Genomic DNA, 22,361 nt, shown 5'->3' on the forward strand with positions numbered 1-22,361 from the left:
AATATAAAAAAATGTCCTGCGATATGTAGGCATACTCTGGGGGCTTTCAATGATTATTCTTATTAGCGGCAACAGTAAAATGGGCAAAACGTATATGGCTCAAAACCTGCTCGATACATATAAAATACCTTACTTCTCCATAGACCATCTAAAAATGGGTATATATCGGGGCATTGCTAATTGTGGGTTTACGCCTATGGATAGCACAATATATATTGGAGATAAATTATGGCCAATTATTAAAGGAATCATCATGACGGCGATTGAAAATAATCAGAGCCTTATCATTGAAGGGTGCTATATATTACCGCATTATTTACAAGAGTTTGAGAAATTCTATTCCGACAATATCATTTCAGTTTTTCTCGGCTTCTCCAATAGCTATATCATGGAGAATTATGAAGAGAAAATATTGAAGTACAGGAATATCGTTGAGAACCGAGGCGAGTTGACGCCAGAAGATACATCTGATTTCACAATTGAGGAATATCTAAAAGAAAATGATAGGTTTAGGCGCAGCTGCGCAGCGGCCGGAGAGAAATTCTTCGAAATCGATCGCTCATATGAAGAAGAAATAACCGGCGTTTATGAATATATTTCTCTTCGAAAAGATCAGCTTTGAATCACACGGGCCCTCCATTTAAGCCGACAAGATCAGCAGCAGATGAACCATAAACGCATCCAGCGCCTTATGAAGCTTAAGGGATTCAGTCCGTGATCCGCAGAAAGCGAAAGAAATAAGCATCGTCATCTCCTCAGCACTTTGCGGATAACCTATTTAACCGTGATTTCCACACCAGCAGGACAACTTACGCAATCTACTTCCGATACTTTGACAGTAACAATTACAGCTTTAAGGGATCCAATGAAGAAATGTTGCGACCTTAGACTAATACTGTCTAGAGTCGTTTTTATTATCAAGTGTACAAACTGTATCCGCATATCCTCCATTAGGAGGGGATGCCGGGTGCACGTAAAATTTACCACAGGTGAATCTAATGACCGGATTCGCGCCGCTTGCTATGATTATCTCCTAGAGAAGTTCAGGAGGGAGAAACATGATCGCGATATACGCCAGGGTCAGCACCGAAGAACAAGCAAAACATGGATTCAGCCTGAACGATCAGGTTCGCCAGTGCCAACTGAAGGCGGGGAGCAACAAGGTTAAAGAATATATAGATGATGGAGTTTCCGGCGAATTTTTAGATCGACCAGCATTAACTAAACTACGTGAAGACGTAAGAGAAGGTATTATCTCCAAAATCATCTGTTTAGACCCCGACCGATTGTCACGCAAGTTGATGAATCAGTTGATTATCACGGATGAGTTCGATAGACGAGGAATTGAGCTTGTTTTTGTAAATGGTGAATACTCTAAAACTCCAGAAGGAAATTTATTTTATTCTATGCGTGGCGCAATTGCCGAGTTTGAAAAATCGAAAATTAATGAACGTATGAGTCGCGGGAGAAGAGAAAAAGCACGGCAAGGAAAAGTGCTACGCGATTTTCAAGTTTATGGTTACAGGTATGACAAGGAGTCAGAGCTCTTCATTGTTGATGAAGACGAAGCTGCAATTGTCAGTTTAATTTTTGATTTATTTACCCAGCCCAATACGATGGTACAAGGGTTAAACGGAATCGCTTTATATTTAACGAGCAAGAGTGTGCCAACCAAACGAGGAGCATCCGTATGGCATCGTCAGGTTGTTAGACAGATCATGATGAACAGAGCCTACATTGGTGAGTTTTATCAGAATCGTTGGAATACGGAAGGAATGCTTGGAAACAAGCACCGCAAAGACGACGAGAAGGTTCCAATGAAGGAGAGGCCTAAGAATGAATGGATTCTAATTCCTTGCCCTGCGATTATCGACGAAACTCAATTTGAACACGCTCAGAGGTTGCTGTCTGAATCACGTCGCAGATGGGCACAGAAAAGCAAACATCCTTACTTGCTTAGTGGTCTGCTAAGATGTGGAGACTGTGGGAATACGATGACTGGACGGCTCTCAAATAATTGGGGCAAAAAAGTCCCTGAATATACAGATATAAAAAATACAGCCGGTGCAAAAGCAAAAGGTTGCGGGCGTAGAGTTAGGGCTCAAATAATCGAGGAGCAAGTTTGGGAACAGGTCGCATCCTGGTTAAATAATCCCAATGAGATAGCAGCGGCATTGCAACAGGAAAAAACTAAAGAGCCTTTTGAAACAGGAGAGATTGCCAGGATTGAGAAGGAAATTGAGAAGACAAAAAACGCTCGAAAAAAACTGATCAAACTTTTCGCTGCCAGTGAAGATGGTATTGCAGAAGAGGATATAAGACAAGAATTGAAGGAGTTAACGCAGAGGGAAGAATCTTTGAACAATCAGTTACTTGGGTTGACGAACTTATTAAACAGTACCCATAGTACAGAATACAACATGAATGTGATGATGGAGGCTGTCCAATATTACTTATCGAAAGGTCAAGAGGAGCTTACCTTTGATGAGAAACGTGATTTAATCCGGCAGGTCGTGAGGGAAATCAGGGTCTACGAAGACTCTGTAGAGATTTACACGTTTTAGATTTTTCTTTAACCATATGATCACTAATGACATTAGAATCGAAATACTTATGCATCTCAGGTCGTTGAAGAAAACCCGCAAGGACGTATCCTTGCACGATCCGATCGGCACGGACAAAGAAGGCAATGAAATCACGCTCATCGACATTCTCGGCACGGAAGCCGACGATGTGGCGGATCGGGTTCAATTGAAGATCGAGAAGAGCAAGATATATAAGAATTTAGATATTCTGGACGACCGGGAGAAGGAAGTCGTCGTCGGCAGGTTCGGTCTCATCACCGGCGGGGAAGAGCGGACGCAGCGGGAGATTGCGAAGGAGCTGGGTATTTCGCGGAGCTATGTTTCGAGGATCGAGAAGCGGGCGCTGATGAAGCTGTACCATGAGTTTTATAAAGTAAAGAAATGATGCATTTGATTTAATATAACATCGGTCTGTTTAGATGAATATTTCTTTTGAATACCCTTGCATATGGCTAAACTGAACAGTTCATCGCGTGATGTACTGAGGTAATATTAACATCATTATCAACTCCATCACGACATTACTTAAGTTGTGATGGAGTTACAATAATTGGTAATTACTAGAGTATATCCTTTGAAGGACAATCTAGACACAGGAGGCCGTGAGTCTAAAGTAAATTAACTTATGGGGGTTACGAAAGTGAAGGAAATGCTTGCTGCTTCCTAACTCAATTGCCCTTCGCTTTGCCCCTGCTGCACCCCAAAACCCTGCAGACCCGCCACCTATGACTACAATGCATTGCCGCGGGATCTTGCCCATTCGCGCCGGCGAATCAAATTTCCGAATCGTTGTGCCCCGAAGGGTCATTGGAATCAGCGGCTTTTTGACGTGCCCGGAATCTGCGCACCTTAGTTAGGTTGCCGTTTAGAAATGAAATCCATAACATGGCGTTTAATCTCTTTTACTTGTGTAGCGTGGACAAGATGCATTTATTGTAACATTCAAAATACGCATTTAGCTGGAATCAAGAAGTGCTTGACGTGAAAAATGGGCATATGCTAGAATCCCTTATGTAACTAACTAATATTGAATTAGATTGTTACATAAGTGTTTGCGTTTGTGAATAGGAGGGAATGGTTCTGAGTGGAAGATGGGCAGCCATACAAGGTGGTCGTGATCGCATGCGCATACAAGCTTCTTCATCACGTCTACGTCATCCTTAGTACAAGCGAGCCATAAAAATCATATTTACCCAAAATCCCTCAAGCTGTATGAAATTCTCCCGAACGCAGTGCTTAATCAATTCATGCAGGAGGGATATACTTGCATGATATACAGCGTTTTAGCGGTGTTTTATTTTAAAAAAACAACTTCTTGTCCCTTTCAATAGACAAGAAGTTGTATTGTTTATTATTGACTGCCCCTGCGCATTAACCAGTGTGAGGAGTTAAGAATCTGTTTTAGCCTAACGAAAGACCAATCGCGGCGTTTTCCTCAGGCGTGCCGAGCCAAAAGCCCCGTGAAATCGCCGTTTGTACAAAATGCATCAATGCCTCCTGCTCGGGCTGACCCGGCGGCACAGAAGCGACCGGGCGACCGATTTCCTTGAAAAATTGCCCCATCTTGACCGTCGAGGCGATTAGCAATGTCACCGGCTCGTTCGAAACATTCCGCCAAGCGTGCTTACGATTCGAAACGATATCCAGCGCATCGCCAGCCCGATAGACAGACCAGACACCGTCAATCCAAGCTTCAATTTCCCCGGAAATCACGACAAACGTTTCGCGGTCTTCATGGCTATGAACGGGCACGAATACACCGGGGCTGAGCTCGCCTTTCATCAGACAATAATCTTGATTATCCGATAGTTCCGTTAAATGCTGCAGGTGCGGACCGAGTACATCTAATACTTCAAACATTAATCTTTCTCCTTTTGTAGAGCGAATTTTTACATTTTCCCCAACTCTTATAGCTCCTCCAATCGGATGCGGCTGGGTTAGGATGGATACAAATTAATGATAACGCGAACTTAACCGTTACAGAACTTCCTCCCTGTTAGAGGGAAATAACTGTTTATTATAGGGGGGCTAAAGTATGCAAGTGGAATGGTTTCGGAGTTTTACAGAAGCGGCAAAATGGAAGAGCTTTTCAAAGGCAGCTGACAGACTTAACTTAACCCAGCCAGCGATTAGTAAACAGATTCGGCAGCTGGAAGCAGTCTACGGCGTCGAGCTATTCCAGCGCAGCGCCTCAGGCGTCGAATTGACGAAAGCCGGGAGACAATTCATGGCGCAGATCATCCCCGTCGTGACGTCGCTCGAGAACATTGAAGTGTACATGCGCCAATACAAGAGCGAACCTGGGTATAAACTCGGCTGTCTTCCGAGCCTCGCAGCACAGTTTCTGCTTGATCGGCTACGTGTTTACCGAGCCTCCAACAACCGGGTCATGGTAAAAGTTCGTCAAACGTCGATCGAGCTACTGGATGGGCTTCAGGAAAGTTCTTTCGACGCCGCATTGATGGATGCGGATTTCGTGGGCGCCCCGATGTGGAGCAAGACGCTGTTTACCGAAGGTTATATCGCCGTTCTTCAGGGTGATCATCCGCTCAGGGAACGGACGTCTCTGCGCCTGGAAGAATTGAAAGACGAGCGATTCGTCTTCGCGACGTCGAAATGCGAGATCCACGACCGGGTCAGGTCGCTAGTGTCTAGCAGTAGAAATCTCCCCGATGTACAGCTGGAATTCGAAGGAAATAAAGAGTTTCTGCTCAATGTCGCCGTCGGCGCCGGCATCACGGTGCTTCCCGGATTGCTGCGGGCGGAGGCGGAGCTGATGGGTTTGCACGCCGTACCTCTGGCGGAACCTGAATTGTACCGAACGATTGTGCTTGCCGCGCGAACGGCCGACATCGGCTCGAAGCTTTATCGCCGTTTATTATCAAATAAGTAGATAAACTTTTCCATTGCAAATGAGAGCATATGAGACTAAATTATTGATTCGGGATCTAGGTCTCAACCAGCCTAAACATGATCAATACAAGTGGGGGGCGGACAGTATAGCTTACGGGATCCGTGTCCCAGGGGAACGAACGTCCTGCCCAGCTCCCCGTAATTTTATACCCCAACAAAAAATGAGGTCGACCAGGTAGCTCTGGTGACCTCATAATATGACGGGGAACTATGCTAGTAGGCAGACGACGGAGCTGTAAGCAGCTTCCACTTGCCGAATATGTTTGCTAATAGCCGGCGGGGTCAAGCTAAGTTTGTCGGCAGCTTTGGACAAGCTCCTCCAATTCGCCCCTTCCGTAAAACTCCGGAACCATTCCACCTGCATCTTGCAGCCTTCCTATAACGAAAAGGAATACAAATATAACATATAGGAAGTTCCGTAACGTTCCTATTCACGTTATTATTTAATCCATCCTTCCTAGCACAGCAACAGCAATTGAGAAGATGAAATGGTCGGTAAGTAATATCTACATGATTTCTGGAGGTTAGCCATCATGACAAATCATCAAGAAGAAGTAAATGAACGTCAAGCCATTTCCCACCGGAACGAAGAAATTGAGTGGCACCAAGTGGAACACGTTCCAGGAGAACGAATCTGTATTCGTGTAAAAGGTGAAGATACTGATGGGGCATACGCCATTTTGGATCTAGTTAAAGACTCTTCATATGGACCACCGTATGGACCTCCAATTCACATTCATCAAAGAACAGACGAAATTTTCCGTATCATTGAAGGAAAAGCTCGGTTCCACTTGGACGGGAAGGAGTTCGATGCAGAAGCAGGTGATATCGTTGTAGTTCCAAAAGGTACGACGCATACTTTCGCAAATTTTGACAGCGACACTCCTTTATATATGCAGATTACGTTTACTCCTGCGGGAGATGAGCTTGCATTCCAAGAATGTGTCGGAAAGTCGATAGATGAAATCATTGAAATGTCAAGAACAAAATATCAAGTAATCTTCACGGGATCGCCCCTTGAAAAATAAATGAAATGCAAATAAAGTCTGTTGAGAAATTATTGATTATATGATACCACCTCGGAGGTATAACATTTTGACACAACATGAGCAACCTTTAAATGTACGCCAGGCCATTTTCCAGCAAAATGAAGAAGCTGAGTGGATCGACTTGATCCACACCCCTGGTGAACGGTACAGAATTCGATTAAAAGGTGAAGATACGAATGGCGCATATTCCATTATTGAAGTAATTATGGATCCTAAGGATGAGCCGCCGTATGGACCGATGCTCCATATTCATCAGAGGACAGACGAATTATTCCGTATCTTAGAAGGAAAGGCTCGTTTCCAAGTGAATGGGAAAGAGTTCGATGCAGGAGTGGGCGATATCGTATTTGTTCCAAAAGGGACCCCTCATGCTTTCGCAAATTTTAGCGACTCCCTCTTATATATGCAGATCATGTTTACTCCTGGGGGCGAGGAGGCTTTTTGGCAGAAAATAAACGGTATGCCACTAGATGAAATGGAAGAAGTATGTAATACATTTCACGTACTTCTAGTAGGGCCGCCTCTTCAAAAATAATTGCAAACGGGAAGAAATATTTTTGGGAAAAAGCATTAAAGAAGCTGACGAAGCGGCAGTTCAGTGAAAAATCATGATCGGATAGCCAAGCTAGGATGGTTCAAGACGAAGTTAAGAAAAGCATGAGTTCAGATGTAAATGGGGATATCTGGTTTCATGTTGTAACAACCAAAATATTTGTAATGGAGGTATTATGATGTCAAAAGGAACTACGAGAAAGTTTGCCAAATTAAGTGCATTTATTCTGTTGGCAGCGCTTGTGTCAGCTCTTATTACAGCTTTCACAACAAACAACAACCCGAATAATGATGCATCCGTAAACAAAGCTTATTCGGATAAGGAACTCGTCAAAACACTTCCAGGATTCAAAAATGGATACAAAAAGGTAAATGGAATCAAGCTTCACTATGTTGAAGGGGGTAAGGGTGAACCGCTATTCCTTCTTCCAGGCTGGCCGCAAACATGGTATGCGTATCACAACATTATGCCGGAACTAGCAAAGAAATATCATGTTTATGTCGTTGAATATCGTGGAATGGGCAGCTCTGACAAGCCTGCATCAGGCTATGACAAGAAGACAATGGCGTCAGATGTCTATGCCTTGGTCAAAGAGCTTGGCTATACGAAAGTTAATATGGCAGGACATGACATTGGGGCATTTGTTGCTTATGCTTACGCAGCCAATTACCCTCAAGCTACGACAAAGCTAGCTGTGTTGGATGTTGTTCATCCATCTGAACGCTATCTGGGACTCCCTCTCTTGCCGCCGCCGGGGGTGTACGATACAAGCGTTAAAGACCATCCGATTTACCCTTGGTGGTTTGGACTGAATTCTGTTCCAGAATTGCCTGAGAAATTGCTGCAAGGGAATGGAATGCGTATTTATCAAGATTGGCTCTTTGACTATTTGGCCTATGGCAACAAGCCTCCTATGACCAAAGAGGTCAAAGAAGCCTACTATGCGGCATATTCAAGTGCTGAAGCCATTCGCGCAAGCAACGGGTGGTATAAAGCATTCAGGCAAGATATTGAAGATTTCAAAACTTATCCAAAATTATCAATGCCAGTTCTCGGTATTGCAGGTTTTGATTCCACTTTCCGTAATCTTGATGCACATTTGCGTCAATATGCGACTGATGTAAAATCGGTGAAACTAGATGGAGCAGGACACTGGATCGCAGAGCAGAAACCGCAGGAAACCATTAAACTGTTTAATGAGTTTTTCGAATAACAAAAAAAGCAGTGCATGGCAAGTCTAAGCCATGCACTGCTTTTTTCGTCATCAAGAACGATAACCTGATTTACGGGTTAATGTTTCGAGTTATCCGCCAAGGAAATCGAGGTAGGGGATATGGTGGCTCTCACTCATTAACTCAATGGCTCTATTGCACCGAATATTCAATAACGATGCTATCTAACTATTGTTTGCGAATTTGTCGGAAGACAAGAACATAATCTGAATGAGGTCCGCGAAAACTGCGGGCTTTTATAGTTATCGGATAATGTTCTTGTCATTTGGCAACGACAAGAACATTATCCGAATCCAGTGGATTAGTTTATTCAAGCAAGCAATTATCGCTACTTTGAACAGCTTTTCTTCAGCACGTTTTTTATCATAATAAGCTCTTAATTTCTTATTTCTATTCTTTGCGTGAACAAACCGATCGATTTCCTCGACTCATCCAAAATTGTTATCAATTGTATAAAATCATATTCAAGTAACTGGCATCTACCGATTTAACATGGGTTGCTAGATACTCCTGGTATTGAAGAAGCAACTTGATGAGCAACTGCATTGAAATCAAGTGGCTGGTGAAGGTAAAAATTGTGATGATAAGTATTTTATTTCCTTGAATGGATAAACTTTTGTGGGGACTGTGGGATAAAAAATTTACAACTCTATGATAACTTTTAATTTCAGAATTGCTATCATGGCGTAGGGGTGTATTCTTATGACGAAAATACTGATTGTTGATGATGAGAAGGCAATTAACGATTTGATTGCCGTAAATTTAAAGATGGTCGGGCATGAGTATGTCCAATTGTATAGTGGAGATCAAGTTCTAAAAACATTAAATGAGATGCGTATCGATTTAGTCATCCTCGACGTGATGCTGCCTGGCAGAGACGGCTTTGAAATCGTGCAGGATATTGTGAAACGGGGCGTGCCGGTTATCTTCTTAACTGCAAGAAATACGGTTTCTGATAAAGTATATGGCTTGGAGACCGGAGCGGAAGATTATATAGTCAAGCCTTTTGAAGCAGTGGAACTCATCGCTCGAATCCATGTCATTTTAAGAAGAAACCAAAAGGCCGCAAACGAATTTAGGCTGGATGACACCATAGTTGATTTGGAAAAGCATATTGTGACTGTTCATGGGCAAGAAGTCGAAATAACCAACAAGGAATTCCAATTATTAGATCTTCTTGTGCAATATAAAAATATCGCGCTATCCCGTGAGAAAATTATTGAGCAAACCTGGGGTTTCGATTTTTATGGAGATACAAGAACCGTTGACGTGCATATTCAGAAGCTGAGAAAGAAACTAAATTGGGAGACCCGGATCAAAACGATTTATAAATACGGTTACAGGCTAGAGGTGTAGAGGTGAAATTCTGGCAGAAAACGTATCTGAGCGTGTTATTTGTATTTCTGATCGCCTTCGACCTCGGAGCCTATGGACTTTTAAAAAAGAGTTACCAACTAAACGAACAATTGGACATCTCAAGAGGCGTGAGCGTATACGGGAGCATTGAAAATTCATTAAGCTATATCCTTAGTGTATATACTGAACGTACTGGCATTACCAACTATGAAACGGTAATTGCTAGTTTTGCAGCAAATTATTATAAAGAGGATATCCTTTTAGAGGTTTACCAAGCGGATCAATTGATCTATTCCAATGCCTATCAATTTGCAGGGGATCGGGCAGAGCTGCATGGGGATCCATACCAATCCGTTTACAGAAAGATGAATGATGAGCTATGGCTGTTTATCGGCGGGAAAATGGAATTCCAGGATTTAAGACTCGTTATTTCAAGAAAATCTGAGTATTTACAGGAATATCATGTTACTTTACGGCAGTACTTCATTACATTGAGTGTTGTGATTTCATTGATTTTATCGGTAGCGCTTATTTTTCTATTATTTCAATTAACCGCACCTATTCGCAGGTTAAACAAAGGTGTAAAGGCAATTGCCGCAGGAGCGTATGATCAACGAGTGAAAGTGGGAGTAAACGACGAATTTGGGGAATTAGCACAAGATTTTAACAGGATGGCTGATGCTGTTTCCAATCATATTGAAACGATCAAAAAGGCGAGTGAAGACAAAGAAATATTCATCAACAACCTCACTCATGAACTTAAAACCCCCATTACGGCTATCAAGGGATATAGCGTGTTTTTAAATCATGCCAATTATAATGAGGAAGAAAGGAAAATGGCGGTCCAGTACATTCATGAGCATATTGCGCGGCTGGACGTCCTCTCAGGAAAAATGATGCAGTTGTTATATTTGAAGAGTGAAGAGGTTGCCTTAGAACCCGTTGATATAGAAGATCTGTTTTCATATGTGATAAACATGGAGCGGCATCATCTAGAAGCAAAGCAGATGACGATTATACGTGAGTGCTCGGCCGACGAAGTCTATGGTGATCAAGAACTATTGCAATCCTTGTTCATTAACTTAGTAGAAAACAGCATAAAAGCTTCCTCGTTCGGGGGGGAGATCCAATTGAGAAGTTACCATTACGGCGAAAGCGTTGTGATTGAAGTCTTGGATTATGGAAGAGGCATACCTGAGAAGGATATTGCGAAAATTACAGAAGCGTTCTATGTAGTGGACCGATCCCGTTCAAAAGAACTGGGTGGGCTTGGGCTTGGCTTATCCATTTGCAATGAGATCGCCCAGCTCCATCATGCGAACATACAAATCGATTCAGAAGAAAATGAATATACAAGGGTCTCTGTTTATTTTACAACTCCATTACAACTTGAAGATTAGTTCATAACGTGGCTCTATTATAGTTGGTTTGTAGCTACGAATCACCAAAAATATTGGAGGTAATGAAGAATGAGAAAAAAGTTTATCACTGCAGCAATGACTCTAGGAGTAGCAACCGTTCTGGTTGCAGGAAACGGCGTTATGACGACATATGCTTCTTCAAATGCTGATGCACAAAAGGTGCAGGTCATTGGCAAATATCAGCAGCCCGATATTGCTGGCCCTGGCTCATTGCAGGGGTTTCAAATCAAAGATTTGCCGGTGAACGAAAAGGAAGCGGTTGTAAGTGCGGAGAAAGCGATTCAAGAAAAATTTAAGGTTTCATTAAGTGGCTTTAAAATTTCCTATGATTTGGGCACCCGAGTAGACAGGGAAGGAACGTTCTATTTTGTAACCTTTGTAGATCAAACATACAATTATTCCGACGCCGAACTCATCAAAGCGAAGCAGGATTTAAAGGCAGGTAAAGATATCGGCATCAAGCAGAACGATATTTACGTTGCATTTGTAAACGCCAAAACCGGGGAAATCGATTCAATTGAGAATAATCCAACGGCACCAAAAGGAGCTAATTAAATCACATCATCCTTGTAGTTTTTTGAGGACATGAAACCTTGGGTCGTATAAGATTATACGACCAGAGGTTTTTTATTATAGGTAAAACAGTCTGTCTGATAAGGACTTACAGCAACAAAGAAAACGATGTTAGAGTAGCTTAGAAAAGGAATATGCACGCTTTGTTGCCCGAAAACTTGCCGTTAAAGACAGCGCGGTGAACCTTACCACAAGTAACGGCAAGTTAATGAAAGGAGTTGAAAAGTAAATATTGCTTGAATAATGGCCGGGAACGCCATCGGTCCCATTCGGATGTTTAAATATTTGCTGCTCAAAGCGATTTCCGATCTGTCCGACATCGACATCGTGGAGCGTTCGCGATACGATTTGTCGTTCAAATATTTCTTGAACATGGCGCCGGAAGAACCGGTCATTGGCTCTAGGCGAGGCGCTTTTCTTGTTTTCAAAGACGAAAATTTGGAAGCATAAGCTTGCATGTGTTGCAAACTTATGGGTTAAGTTACACACACACAAATTAACTGATTGATGTCAAGAAGGTTTCCCGTCACGGCAGAAAGACCATCGACCTCGCCGATTGGCTTGCCAACAAAAACGTATCCATTTTCTTGCATCGGGTTGGCAACGTTTGCGGCCCGTTGTATCAAGAACGAAATACTTATGCATCTCCGATCGCTCAAGAAAACCCGCAAGGACGTGTCCTTGCACGATCCAATCGGTACGGATAAGGAAGGCAACGAAATTACGCTTTTCGACATTCTCGGCACGGAAGCCGACGATGTGGCGGATCGGGTTCAATTGAAGATCGAGAAAAGCAAGATCTATAAGAACTTAGACATTCTGGGAGATTGCGAAGGAACTCGGGATATCACGGAGCTATGTGTCGCGCATCGAGAAACGGGCACTAATGAAGCTATACCATGAGTTTTATAAGGCGAAGAAGTGAAGCGTAACCTGAAGGTACGAGGAGCAAAAAGAGGCTGGGATCGTTCGAATACGAAATCCTCAGCCTCTTTCTTATGAACGGGGAGTTACGGTTTATAACCTAATTCTTGTGACAGTTCTAAAGCAGTCTGCTTTAATTTCAAAATAAAATCGGAATGTTCGGAAGTATCGAGAACATCATTCATCGACACCACCGTCAACGCGGCTAGGATCGACCCGTTTAGATCAAATACCGGACAGCTAACTGCCGTGATTCCTGGCACTAGTGTTCCCGACGTTACGGCAAAGCCCTTGCGTTTAACCGACTCTAGCTCCTTAAGCAACGGTTCCTGCAGCAGATCTGTTTTGAGCTCGCTTGAAATGAGGGATTGCGTTTTATTTTTTGGCAAATAAGCGCTGAATAATCTTCCGGGAGCACTTTCTGTCACGCTAACCCTAGAACCAACTTTGATTCCTAAATTGATGGCCCGGTTGCTTTGTTCCCATCTGAGAAAGAAGGGACCGCTTTCCCCCCAAATCGCGAGCGCCACGGTCTCATTTAGCGCTTCCCTGAGCTTTGTTATGTAAGGTATGCAAATGTCTTGGATATCAAGTTGTTCAGATGCTTTCAGCCCGAGATGAATCAACTCCGTGCCCAATGAATATTTGAGATCTTGGCTTTTTTGAAGAAATCCTATTTTTGTAAAGCTCGTCAAATATTTATGAAGCTTGCTCTTGGATATGCCGCACAAAAAGGATATTTCCGTTGCAGTCAGTGACTTTCTTTCCTCAGAAATCTTCTTTAGGATACCCAATCCCAATTCAACAGACTGGATACCATGGCCCTTTGGTTCCGTTGCCATATAATCCACCTTTCCACGTACTAGTGCGCCAATTCATGATCATGATGAGGCTTATGAGCCAGCTTATGACCTTTTCCAGTGAAATGGAGGCCAATAGACAAGCATGCAAGGACTGCCGCAGCCATGAAAGCGATGAAGAAAAGGTCATGATAAGTCATTAAGAGAGATAGAGATTGTTCTTTCAGGTTATCACCTGCCGTGCCTGACTGCACCCTATCGTTAAGGTTGTGTGAATAATCGAAGTTCAAATACCATCCAGCCAATAATATTACTATAACGTTTGCTAAAAAGCGAATGAATTGAACAGCAGTCATTCGACTGACCAAGTCGGGCAATGGACCTCCTAGTGCGGCGGCCGTAAGACCCGAGCCGACCGTGATTCCAAGACCGCTCGATAAGAGCGTCAAATTGACAGCCATCATTACAAACGAAGAAGAGTCGTTCAAATATAACCATTGAATGAGAACAATAGCAATCGCTGCCGATCCGATTAGGCCGAGGAGACCGGGGCCGAATTTGTCGTAGAGCAATGTGCAGATGATCGCTGATATGGCTACGCCAATAAACATAAATAGCAGCAAGGACAAGAGCTGGTTGTTTGAATGGATATGTATGATTCCTTGGACCGCCGGCAGACTGAGCGCCATGACGACGTTGCTGAATACGGCCTTTAGTATGCCAAGCAGCGGTTTGGGGTGCATAATCAACTTCAAGGCAATAACAGGGTGACTAACCTTGCGCTGCGCGATTATAAAAAGAATCAGTGTAACAAAGGCGCCTCCGATTACGGCCCAGAGATTGCCCGGAGAACCAAACCATTGCTCGAGATGGTTGAAGGCTGCCAAGGCAGCTACCGAACAAATCACGATCAGCGTTATTCCTGCGTTATCCCAATGCAAATGCTTGTTCTTCGAATGGTGCTCGTTTCGCAGGAAAATAGAGTTCAAGATGAATGCAGCCAATGCTAAAGCAAATCCCAAATAAAAAATCCATCTCCAGTCTTGATAAACGACAGCTATGTTTCCGATCAACAAACCTGTAATCGCCGCTCCGAAAAAACCGCCTACAAGTACGGATAAGGCAAGATTTCGCTTCTCGATTGGGAAGGAAAGCAGCAGCATGGGGACCATAATCATGAGCATCATGCCCGTGCCCATCCCTTGCAGAAATCTGCCTAAAGACATCCATTGCTCATTGACGGAGCATGCAGCCGAGAGCGAACCAATCATAAAGAGAATCATAGAAACAGAGTAAGTGACCCGCACGCCTAATTGATGACGAAGCAAGGGCCCTAGCGGAATGAACAACATAAGGGCGATGATGCCGATTAGAGTCGGGCTGAATATCGCGTTTTTGCCAAGATGAAATGAATGCTGGATAAGGCTTTGGCTGGGAATTAAAGCGCTATTCAACATGAAACCCGGCCCAATGGCCAGAACGGTTAAGATCGCATTTTTCCAATGTTTTTGTAAGTTCATGTTCACATTCCTCCAAATTGTTCACTATTAAGAAACTTGGTATATCTATAGTTGACATCATATTACCATAAGATGCATAGTAAAAGCGTTGTTCACAATTATTTCATAATGGAGGGACATCAAAATGGAAAATTGCGGAATCTGATACTGACTGTCCGTTTGTGCATAATAGCTGCCTGGAAGCCAGTCTGCTGCATGAGCCGAACCACCGGATATTCTAAGGGGAAGCGGCGTTTTGTTCGTGTTCTTATCGTTTCATTTGTCCTCCGTCTCTAGAAAATCTCAAATGCGTTTAATAGACGTGGTCTATGGCCCCTATGAGATTTTGTAATTAGACGTATAGAAGACGAGGGGAATATAGTTGTTACTGAAAAAACAAACCAGAGCGCTAAGACGTGGGAGCGGTTAGGAACTGGAATCGGTATCCTACTAGGCAAGAAAATAAGACAAGCTCTGGTAGAAGGAGAGCTAAAGATGGAAGATCGCGAATTCATTACGAAGAAGGTGCCGGCACGATGAAGAGATTGAAGATTTATCCGCATGGCAGCGAGGTCAAAGGAAGCATTATTGTTCCGCCGTCCAAGTACCATCTGCATCGGGCTTTGATCTTCGGCTCTCTTGCCGAAGGCTATACGTCGATTGTTGGAAAATCGGGTGCTCTTCACATTCTGGACACGCTTCATTCGCTTAAGGATTTTGGAATTGCCATTCAGGAGACGGAGAAAGGCTACCGGCTCAAAGGCGGCGCGTATCGTCCGGTGGACGGGCGCATCCGGGTCGGGAGCTCAGGCTCGACGCTTCAATTCATGCTCGGCCTAGGCAGTTTATCCAGTGGTCGGGCTCCAATCTATAACGGTCATAAAGCACTGCGGGAAAGGCCGATCAAGCCGCTGCTCGAGGCGCTTGGCACGATGGGCGTTCAGTGGCAAGCTGAACATCACAAGATGCCTGTGACCATCCGGCCTAGTACGGTACTTGGCGGTCACATCCGCATACCAGGCACGCTCAGCCAGTGGATATCGGGGCTGCTTATTCTTGCGCCATTCGCAGAACAAGATACCGTCGTCGAGGCACTTCCTCCGCATAATGAAATGACTTATGTTCACCTGACGATCGGGATGCTCCGCGAATTCGGCATCCAAGTGGAGGAATTGGCAGGCGGCACGATGTGGAGGGTACCGGCCAAGCAGCGATACATTCCCAGCATGATCGAAATCGAGCCCGACCTGTCGTCGGCAGCGTTCCTGCTCGCATTAGCTGCGTTATTTCCTTCTGACATCGTGCTGCAAGGCCTTGCGCATGCAGGCACGCATCCGGAAGGACAAATCATCGATATTATCCGACAATACGGCGTCAACCTCGCAATCGACGAGCAAGCGGGCGGCTTGCGTGCGCGCCGTACAGACGGCAAAGCCCCGCAACAAGTAACGATCGACATGCGGCATATCCCCGATCTCATTCCGGTCTTGTCCGTAGTCGCCGCGCTCGCGAGCGGTACGACCACCGTCCTGCAAAATATCGGGCCGGGCCGGATGAAGGAATCCAATCGCGTGAAAGCGATGCTGCAGTTGAACAAAATGGGGGCGCGCATCAAGGAAGTCGGAGACGACCTCATCATCGAGGGAGTCGGCCAGCTGACGGGCGGCGCTTCGATCTCGACGTACAACGACCATCGCGTGCAGATGGCGTTTACGCTCGCTTCGCTGCGGGCAACAGGCAATCCGAGCGAACTGACGTTTCCGAATGCCTATCGAATATCGTATCCCGAATTCTTCGATCATTTAGCGCTTCTTGGAATCGATACCGGATTGCAGAATGACTCGGATGAGATACGGATCGCGGAGGAGGCGTCGAACAAATGATAACGACCCAGACATCAAGACAAGATCTTCTATTCCTTAACCGGCTTGCCTTAGCGAACCCGGAGAGCAGCGCGGTCGTGGACTTATCCGATGGCGCATCTCCGATTCACATCACTTACGGAGAGTTGAATACGCTATCGGATCGTGCCGCCCAAGGGCTGCTGGATCTCGGCGTGCAGGAAGGCGAGAATGTCACCTATCTATTGCCGAACCGCTGGGAGTTTGTCGTCTTTACGGCAGCGGTATTGAAAATTGGAGCGGTTGCATGTCCGATGCTGCCGGCGATGAGAGAACGGGAAATTCCGTTTGTCGTCGGACGCGCGAAGAGCAAGGTGCTCGTCATTCCGGATGAATACCGGAATTTCCGATACGGTCGGCTTATTCAAAAGATTCGTTCCGAAATGCCGGATTTGCGCCATGTCATCACCATTGAAGCGAACGATCCCAAGGAATTAATGAGCTGCCTGGGCGGGCTGGCGAGCCGGGAGCCTGACAGGGAATGGATCGAGCGTCGTCGTCCAGCCCCGAACGCGCCTGCTCAATTGCTGTTCACGTCGGGAACGACGGGCGAGCCGAAAGGCGTTATCCATACGCATCAAACGCTTAGCGATGCGTTGGCTGCCCATACTGAGGTACTCGGGCTGACCGGGAAGGATACGATCTGGGTTCCGTCGCCGATGGGGCATCAGACCGGACTATTGTATGGCATGATGCTTGCGATGTACTTAGGCGCCAAGCAGGTGTGCCAGTCCGTGTGGGATGTCGAAACCGCCCGTTCGGCGATCGAGCAGCACGGTGCGACTTTCGTGCAGGCCGCAATGCCGTTCCTGGCGGATATCACCCATGAGGATCGGCCGCCGCAGGGATTGAAAATCTTCGTCGCGACAGGCGCTCCCGTCCCCCGCAAACTAGCGGAGGAAGCGCGGCAACGGCTGGACTGCAAAGTTGTCGGGGGCTGGGGTTCTACCGAAACGTGCATGATCAGCATCGGCTCGGTCAAGCCATACGATGACAACTCCTGGCGTAAGGACGGGAAGGTCATCCCGGGCAGACAGATGAAGGTCGTCGATGAGGAAGGCCGGATGCTCCCGCCGGGGAGAGAAGGATTATTCAAAGTCAGGACGACAGCGATGTTTACCTCGTACTTGGATCATCCGGAATGGTACGAAGCAGCTGTTGACGAGGAAGGCTTCTTCAACACTGGCGACTTGGCCATTATCGATGAACAGGGCCACTTGAATTTGACCGGTCGCGTGAAGGACATCATCAACCGGGGCGGATTGAAGATTCCGGTCTCCGAGATCGAGAATCTTCTGTACCGGATGGAGGGAATCGGTGACGCGGCGGTCGTCGGCATGCCCGATGCTCGCTTGAATGAACGGATCTGCGCCTATGTGTCGCTGTCTAATCCAGAAAGCGAATTGACGCTGGCCGACGTGACCGCTTATATGCAGGCCCAAGGCGTCACCAAGTCCTATTGGCCGGAAAGATTGGAAATTTTGCCGGAAATGCCGCGTACATCCACGGGCAAAATTCAAAAGTACGTGCTTAGGCAATTGATTTCGGACAAGCTGCAGGCTGAATAACGGTCCTATCTTAGAGGGAGACGATACGAGATGAATGATAGCCAATTTCAACAGTTAAAAGCGGAGATCCGATCTTATGTGGACGGACGACTAAGGGAGCTGACACAGCGCATCGAAGAAACCGGGCAATGCGGTCCGGACGTCTGGCAGGAGCTTCGCGAGCGAGGCTATCTCCGATTGGCAGCGCCGGAAGCCTATGGGGGCTATGGCCTCAGCTTTACGCAGTATCTACAGCTGCTCGAAATGTTCTCGGAGTCGCACGGTTCGATCCGAATGATCGTTCACGTCATCAACGGCATTTGGCGGCCCGTCGATTTCCTTGCAAGCGAGGCGCAGCGGGAACGATTCGTGAAGCCGCTCGTGCGTGGGGAAATCACCGCTGCCTTCGCGCTGACGGAGCCGAATGCGGGCTCGGGAGCCGACATCGAAACGTCTGCCCATAAGGAAGGCGATACCTATGTGCTGAATGGGGAAAAGTGGCTCATTACGTTCGGGGATACGGCCGATTATTTGCTGATTTATGCCCGTATGGAAGGTACGGAGGGTTATGAAGGAACGTTGGCATTGCTTGTTCCTCGAACGGCCGAGGGCGTGGAAATTCGCGAGATGTCTTCGACCTTAGGGCTGACGGGAACGGGACATGCCCATATCGTCTTGCATGATGCGCGCGTTCCCGCGGATCATCTGCTCGGCAATGTCGGAGAAGGACTGGCCGGCGCGCTGAACGGGTTTCTGGATCCAAGCCGGATCTGCGTCGGTATGACCTGCGTCGGTCTAGCGCAGCGCGCGTTCGATATCGCTGTCGAACGAAGCCGAGAGCGCGTCACGTTCGGTAAAGCGCTTAGCCAGCGCCAAGTGGTTCAGACGTGGATCGCCGAGATGGCGACGGACATTGAAGCGGCTCGTCAGTTGGTCATGTACGCGGGAAGGCTGAAGGACGAGGGAACGCTGACGCCTCCGCCGGCGTCGATGTCGAAGCTCTACGCGCTCGAAATGCTGCAGCGCGTTACGGATAAGGCGCAGCAGATTTGGGGGGGCATCGGTTACTTCAAAGGCTATGAGATCGAACGGATTTACCGCGACGCGCGCGCCCAGAAGTTTGAGGAAGGCACGGCGGAAATTCAGAAAGCGGTCATAGCCAAGCATGTGCTGGCAGAAAGGTGAATGGGATCATGAAACGATCATTACTGCTGGAGTCGGGACACATCGGTTCGCTTCATCTGAAGCACCGTATCCTGATGGGCGCCATGCATCTGGGTATCGAAGGCCGGCGGGAAACGCTGCCGCAGCTCATCTCCTTCTATCGGGAACGGGCCAGCGGCGGGGCCGAGCTCATGATTACCGGCAATGTCGCCGTTCTTCCCGAAGGCGGGGGAACCGGCATGTTTTGCTTGACGGAGCCGGACCATCGGAAGCAGCTGGAAGAACTTGCGGCGGCGGTTCGGCAAACCGGCGGCCGCTTGGCGCTCCAGCTTGCCCATCGAGGGCGTTACGCCAGCAGCAAGGAGACTGGCCTTTTTCCATGGGCGCCAAGCCCGATCGCTTCTCGCCTGACGAAGGAAGTGCCGGCGGAGATGACAAGATCGGATATTATGCGCCTCAGAGACGCGTTCAGGGATGGTGCGGCGTTTGCCGCCGGCGCAGGTTTCGCCGCGATCGAGATCATGGGTTCCGAAGGCTATTTACTGAATGAATTCGTCTCGCCGCTGACCAATCGACGAAGCGATGAATACGGTCAAGACAGCGAAGGGCGCATGAAGCTGTGCCTTGACATTATCGCAGACATCCGAAGGCGGATCGGGGACGAGTTCCCGGTCATCTACCGCATCTCCGGGGACGATTACATGGAAGGAAGCACAACGCGCGAGGAGACGCTGGAGCTGGCGCGGCGTTTGGAGCGTTGCGGCGTCGATGCGCTAAATGTCGGGATCGGTTGGCATGAATCCGCGATTCCGACGGTTGGCGCGAACGTGCCGCCGGGTGCTTTCGCATCGGTCGCCGCGAACATTCGCGGCGTTGTCACGATTCCTGTCATCGGAGCGAACCGGATCCATACGCCTGAGGTCGCGGAGCGGCTGCTTCTCCGCGGCGACCTGGATTTCGTCGCCCCGGCGCGCCCGTGGCTGGCGGATCCCTCTTTCGCGCGCAAGATCGCCGAAGGAGATCTTGCAGGCATGAACTTATGCGTTTCCTGCAATCAGGTCTGCTTGGATCACACCCTCGGGCATCCTCCCAAGCCGGTCGGCTGCCTTGTAAATCCGCGGACGGGTCATGAAGCGGAGGCTGTTCCGCCTTCTGCCGAGCTGAAGCGAATCGCGGTCGTCGGCGGCGGCGTCGCGGGGCTGCAAGCGGCATTAACGAGCGCGGAGCGCGGACACCAAGTAACCTTGTATGAGGAGACCGACCAGCTCGGCGGGCAGTTTCTGCTTGCATCCCGTATTCCCGGCAAAGATCAATTTCGCGAAACGATTCGTTATTTCCGTGTTGCGCTGCAGCGGCTCGGCGCAGATATTCGGATGGGAACCATGCCTACGCCGCAGATGCTGGAAGCGTTCGATCATGTCATCCTTGCGTCCGGCGTCCGTCCATTCGTGCCTGAAACGCTCGAAGGCGCCGATCTTCCGCATGTGTGCACGTATGCTGAGCTGCTCGCGGGAGCACGGCCGTTCGGCAAGAAAATCGCCGTTGTCGGAGGCGGAGGGATCGGCAGCGACGTCGCCCATTATTTGGCTGAGCGGACAAGCTTGCGGCCGGAAGAGACAGCTTTTTTCGCAGAGCGAGGCTTCGAGGCGCAGGCTCCGGTCGCACCTGTAATCACGCTTGTGTCTCGTTCGGACAAAGCAGCGAAAGGCGTGGGTCCTACTTCACGATGGGTGCTGCTAGGAGAATTGAAGCGCCGCGGCGTACGGGTGCTGAAAGGTTATCGCTGCACAGCCATCACGGCGGAGGGCATTTGGGTTGATAATGGAGAAGAGAAGCTGTTCGTGGAAGCCGATCAGGTTATACTCTGCATGGGCCAGCGCTCCAACATCGCGGCGGGCAATTCATCCTTCGCGCACGAGGCATTCGACGCGGTCGGCGGAGCGGCTGATTCGGCGGAACTTAATGCCGCAAGGGCGATTCGGCAAGCTTATGAGGCTGCTATCAGGTTGTAGAATTCGATGATATTCAGAAAGGGATGTGGGGGCATTGTCAGCTTTGTTTCTTGGAAAAAAAGTACTAATCACCGGAAGCTCGCGAGGAATCGGACGAGCAACGGCGCTTGCATTCGCGAAGGAAGGCGCGGATGTGGCGATTCATTACCGCCGGGATGCGGAAGCCGCCCAAGCGACGGCGAATGAAGCGCGTGCGCTTGGCGTACAGGCACTCGTCTGCAAAGCCGAGTTGGAATCGCCGGCTGAGATTGACGGGATGTTCGACGAGATTACGAATACTTGGGGAGCGCTTGACGTCTTTATGGCGAACGCTGCGGCTACGGCGTTCAAGCCCGTAATGGAAACGAAGGATTACCATATCGACCGCACGTATCAAGTCGTTGTCAAGAGCGTTTTGCACGCTGTGCAGCGTGCGGTACCGCTAATGGAAGGAAGAGCGGGCCGCATATTGACGGTATCCAGTCTGGGAAGCCAGTTCGCGCTCCCCAATTATTCCACCATCGGTTCTGCCAAGTCGGCATTGGAGTCGCTGACGAGGTATTTGGCGGCGGAGCTGGGTCCGAAGGGTATCACGGCCAACGTTATTTCGCCCGGTGTGGTAGAGACGGATTCCGTGCGGTTTTACGCCAAGGATACCTTCGATACCTTTAAAACAAATGTGATCAGCCGCACGCCGCTCGGACGGCTGACGCAGCCGGAAGATGTAGCCCATGTCGCTCTCTTCCTAGCTGCAGAGGCGGCGGGCTTCATTACGGGGCAGGTGCTTGGGGTCGACGGCGGGTTGACCTTGATCGCTTATGGTCCGGACGGACGCTGATGACAAACCCCGCAT

18 protein-coding genes and 3 pseudogenes are annotated in these 22,361 nt (G+C 47.7%); 17 read left to right on the plus strand and 4 right to left on the minus strand.

The features are described 5' to 3' along the window. The first annotated feature begins 49 nt into the window (after window positions 1-49). The 3 genes and pseudogenes from KXU80_RS27075 to KXU80_RS27085 all read left to right on the plus strand — a co-directional run. Window positions 50-622 carry a 2-phosphoglycerate kinase gene (locus tag KXU80_RS27075; protein WP_219836171.1) on the plus strand — a complete coding sequence of 191 codons (573 nt, stop codon included), beginning with the start codon at window positions 50-52 and terminating at the stop codon, window positions 620-622. A 436-nt stretch (window positions 623-1,058) separates the two neighbouring features. Next, window positions 1,059-2,564: a recombinase family protein gene (locus KXU80_RS27080; protein ID WP_219836172.1), complete on the plus strand. Its 1,506-nt coding sequence runs from the start codon at window positions 1,059-1,061 to the stop codon at window positions 2,562-2,564. A gap of 31 nt (window positions 2,565-2,595) precedes the next feature. After that, window positions 2,596-2,970 (plus strand): annotated as a pseudogene (locus tag KXU80_RS27085) (sigma-70 family RNA polymerase sigma factor); the annotation flags it as partial. Between the two features lie 1,016 nt (window positions 2,971-3,986). Here the strand turns inward: KXU80_RS27085 and KXU80_RS27090 are convergent. After that, window positions 3,987-4,445, minus strand: coding sequence for a cupin domain-containing protein (locus tag KXU80_RS27090; protein ID WP_219836174.1), 459 nt, complete (start codon window positions 4,443-4,445; stop codon window positions 3,987-3,989). A 175-nt stretch (window positions 4,446-4,620) separates the two neighbouring features. Between KXU80_RS27090 and KXU80_RS27095 the strand changes: the two genes are divergently transcribed. Then, on the plus strand, window positions 4,621-5,478 hold the full coding sequence (locus tag KXU80_RS27095; RefSeq protein ID WP_219836175.1) for a LysR family transcriptional regulator: 858 nt from the start codon (window positions 4,621-4,623) through the stop codon (window positions 5,476-5,478). A gap of 228 nt (window positions 5,479-5,706) precedes the next feature. On the opposite strand, the gene KXU80_RS28580 is transcribed toward KXU80_RS27095, so the two are convergent. Then, window positions 5,707-5,862 (minus strand): LysR family transcriptional regulator, encoded by a 156-nt coding sequence (locus KXU80_RS28580; RefSeq protein WP_219836176.1) that lies wholly within the window; start codon window positions 5,860-5,862, stop codon window positions 5,707-5,709. Between the two features lie 169 nt (window positions 5,863-6,031). Here KXU80_RS28580 and KXU80_RS27105 point away from each other — a divergent pair, with 169 nt between their 5' ends. The 8 genes and pseudogenes from KXU80_RS27105 to KXU80_RS27140 all read left to right on the plus strand — a co-directional run. Continuing rightward, window positions 6,032-6,526, plus strand: a complete 495-nt coding sequence (locus KXU80_RS27105; RefSeq protein ID WP_219836177.1) for a cupin domain-containing protein — start codon at window positions 6,032-6,034, stop codon at window positions 6,524-6,526. A 67-nt stretch (window positions 6,527-6,593) separates the two neighbouring features. Next, window positions 6,594-7,082 (plus strand): cupin domain-containing protein, encoded by a 489-nt coding sequence (locus KXU80_RS27110; RefSeq protein WP_219836178.1) that lies wholly within the window; start codon window positions 6,594-6,596, stop codon window positions 7,080-7,082. A 193-nt stretch (window positions 7,083-7,275) separates the two neighbouring features. Then, a complete protein-coding gene (locus KXU80_RS27115) occupies window positions 7,276-8,313 on the plus strand; it encodes an alpha/beta fold hydrolase (RefSeq protein ID WP_219836179.1) in 1,038 nt (345 codons plus the stop codon). Between the two features lie 721 nt (window positions 8,314-9,034). Then, complete coding sequence (locus KXU80_RS27120; protein WP_219836180.1) at window positions 9,035-9,688, plus strand: response regulator transcription factor; 654 nt, start codon at window positions 9,035-9,037, stop codon at window positions 9,686-9,688. Window positions 9,689-9,690: 2 nt separating this feature from the next. Then, the gene (locus KXU80_RS27125; RefSeq protein ID WP_219836181.1) at window positions 9,691-11,088 is read left to right on the plus strand and encodes a sensor histidine kinase; all 1,398 of its coding nucleotides are present in this window, start codon (window positions 9,691-9,693) and stop codon (window positions 11,086-11,088) included. A gap of 69 nt (window positions 11,089-11,157) precedes the next feature. After that, window positions 11,158-11,664 carry a hypothetical protein gene (locus KXU80_RS27130; protein WP_219836182.1) on the plus strand — a complete coding sequence of 169 codons (507 nt, stop codon included), beginning with the start codon at window positions 11,158-11,160 and terminating at the stop codon, window positions 11,662-11,664. Window positions 11,665-11,894: 230 nt separating this feature from the next. After that, window positions 11,895-12,078 (plus strand): annotated as a pseudogene (locus KXU80_RS27135) (transposase); the annotation flags it as partial. Window positions 12,079-12,279: 201 nt separating this feature from the next. After that, window positions 12,280-12,607: pseudogene (locus KXU80_RS27140) on the plus strand (sigma factor-like helix-turn-helix DNA-binding protein); the annotation flags it as partial. An 85-nt stretch (window positions 12,608-12,692) separates the two neighbouring features. Here KXU80_RS27140 and KXU80_RS27145 read toward each other — a convergent pair. After that, window positions 12,693-13,448 carry an IclR family transcriptional regulator gene (locus KXU80_RS27145; RefSeq protein WP_219836183.1) on the minus strand — a complete coding sequence of 252 codons (756 nt, stop codon included), beginning with the start codon at window positions 13,446-13,448 and terminating at the stop codon, window positions 12,693-12,695. A 20-nt stretch (window positions 13,449-13,468) separates the two neighbouring features. Beyond that, on the minus strand, window positions 13,469-14,926 hold the full coding sequence (locus KXU80_RS27150) for an MFS transporter (protein WP_219836184.1): 1,458 nt from the start codon (window positions 14,924-14,926) through the stop codon (window positions 13,469-13,471). A 515-nt stretch (window positions 14,927-15,441) separates the two neighbouring features. On the opposite strand from KXU80_RS27150, the gene aroA reads away from it, so the two are divergent. From aroA to KXU80_RS27175, 5 genes are read left to right on the plus strand one after another with little or no spacing between them, the layout of a single operon-like run. Next, window positions 15,442-16,788, plus strand: a complete 1,347-nt coding sequence (gene aroA / locus KXU80_RS27155; RefSeq protein ID WP_219836185.1) for a 3-phosphoshikimate 1-carboxyvinyltransferase — start codon at window positions 15,442-15,444, stop codon at window positions 16,786-16,788. Further along, entirely contained in the window at window positions 16,785-18,374 is a 1,590-nt protein-coding gene (locus KXU80_RS27160; protein WP_219836186.1) for an AMP-binding protein, read from the plus strand. The genes aroA and KXU80_RS27160 overlap by 4 nt, the downstream gene beginning before the upstream one ends. A 30-nt stretch (window positions 18,375-18,404) precedes the next feature. Next, the gene (locus KXU80_RS27165; RefSeq protein WP_219836187.1) at window positions 18,405-19,538 is read left to right on the plus strand and encodes an acyl-CoA dehydrogenase family protein; all 1,134 of its coding nucleotides are present in this window, start codon (window positions 18,405-18,407) and stop codon (window positions 19,536-19,538) included. Between the two features lie 8 nt (window positions 19,539-19,546). Further along, window positions 19,547-21,529, plus strand: a complete 1,983-nt coding sequence (locus KXU80_RS27170; protein WP_219836188.1) for an oxidoreductase — start codon at window positions 19,547-19,549, stop codon at window positions 21,527-21,529. Window positions 21,530-21,563: 34 nt separating this feature from the next. Next, window positions 21,564-22,346, plus strand: a complete 783-nt coding sequence (locus tag KXU80_RS27175; RefSeq protein WP_258171173.1) for an SDR family oxidoreductase — start codon at window positions 21,564-21,566, stop codon at window positions 22,344-22,346. Window positions 22,347-22,361 lie beyond the last annotated feature (15 nt).

Source organism: Paenibacillus sp. R14(2021), assembly GCF_019431355.1.
In the GTDB taxonomy this organism is placed as follows: Bacteria; Bacillota; Bacilli; order Paenibacillales; family Paenibacillaceae; genus Paenibacillus_Z.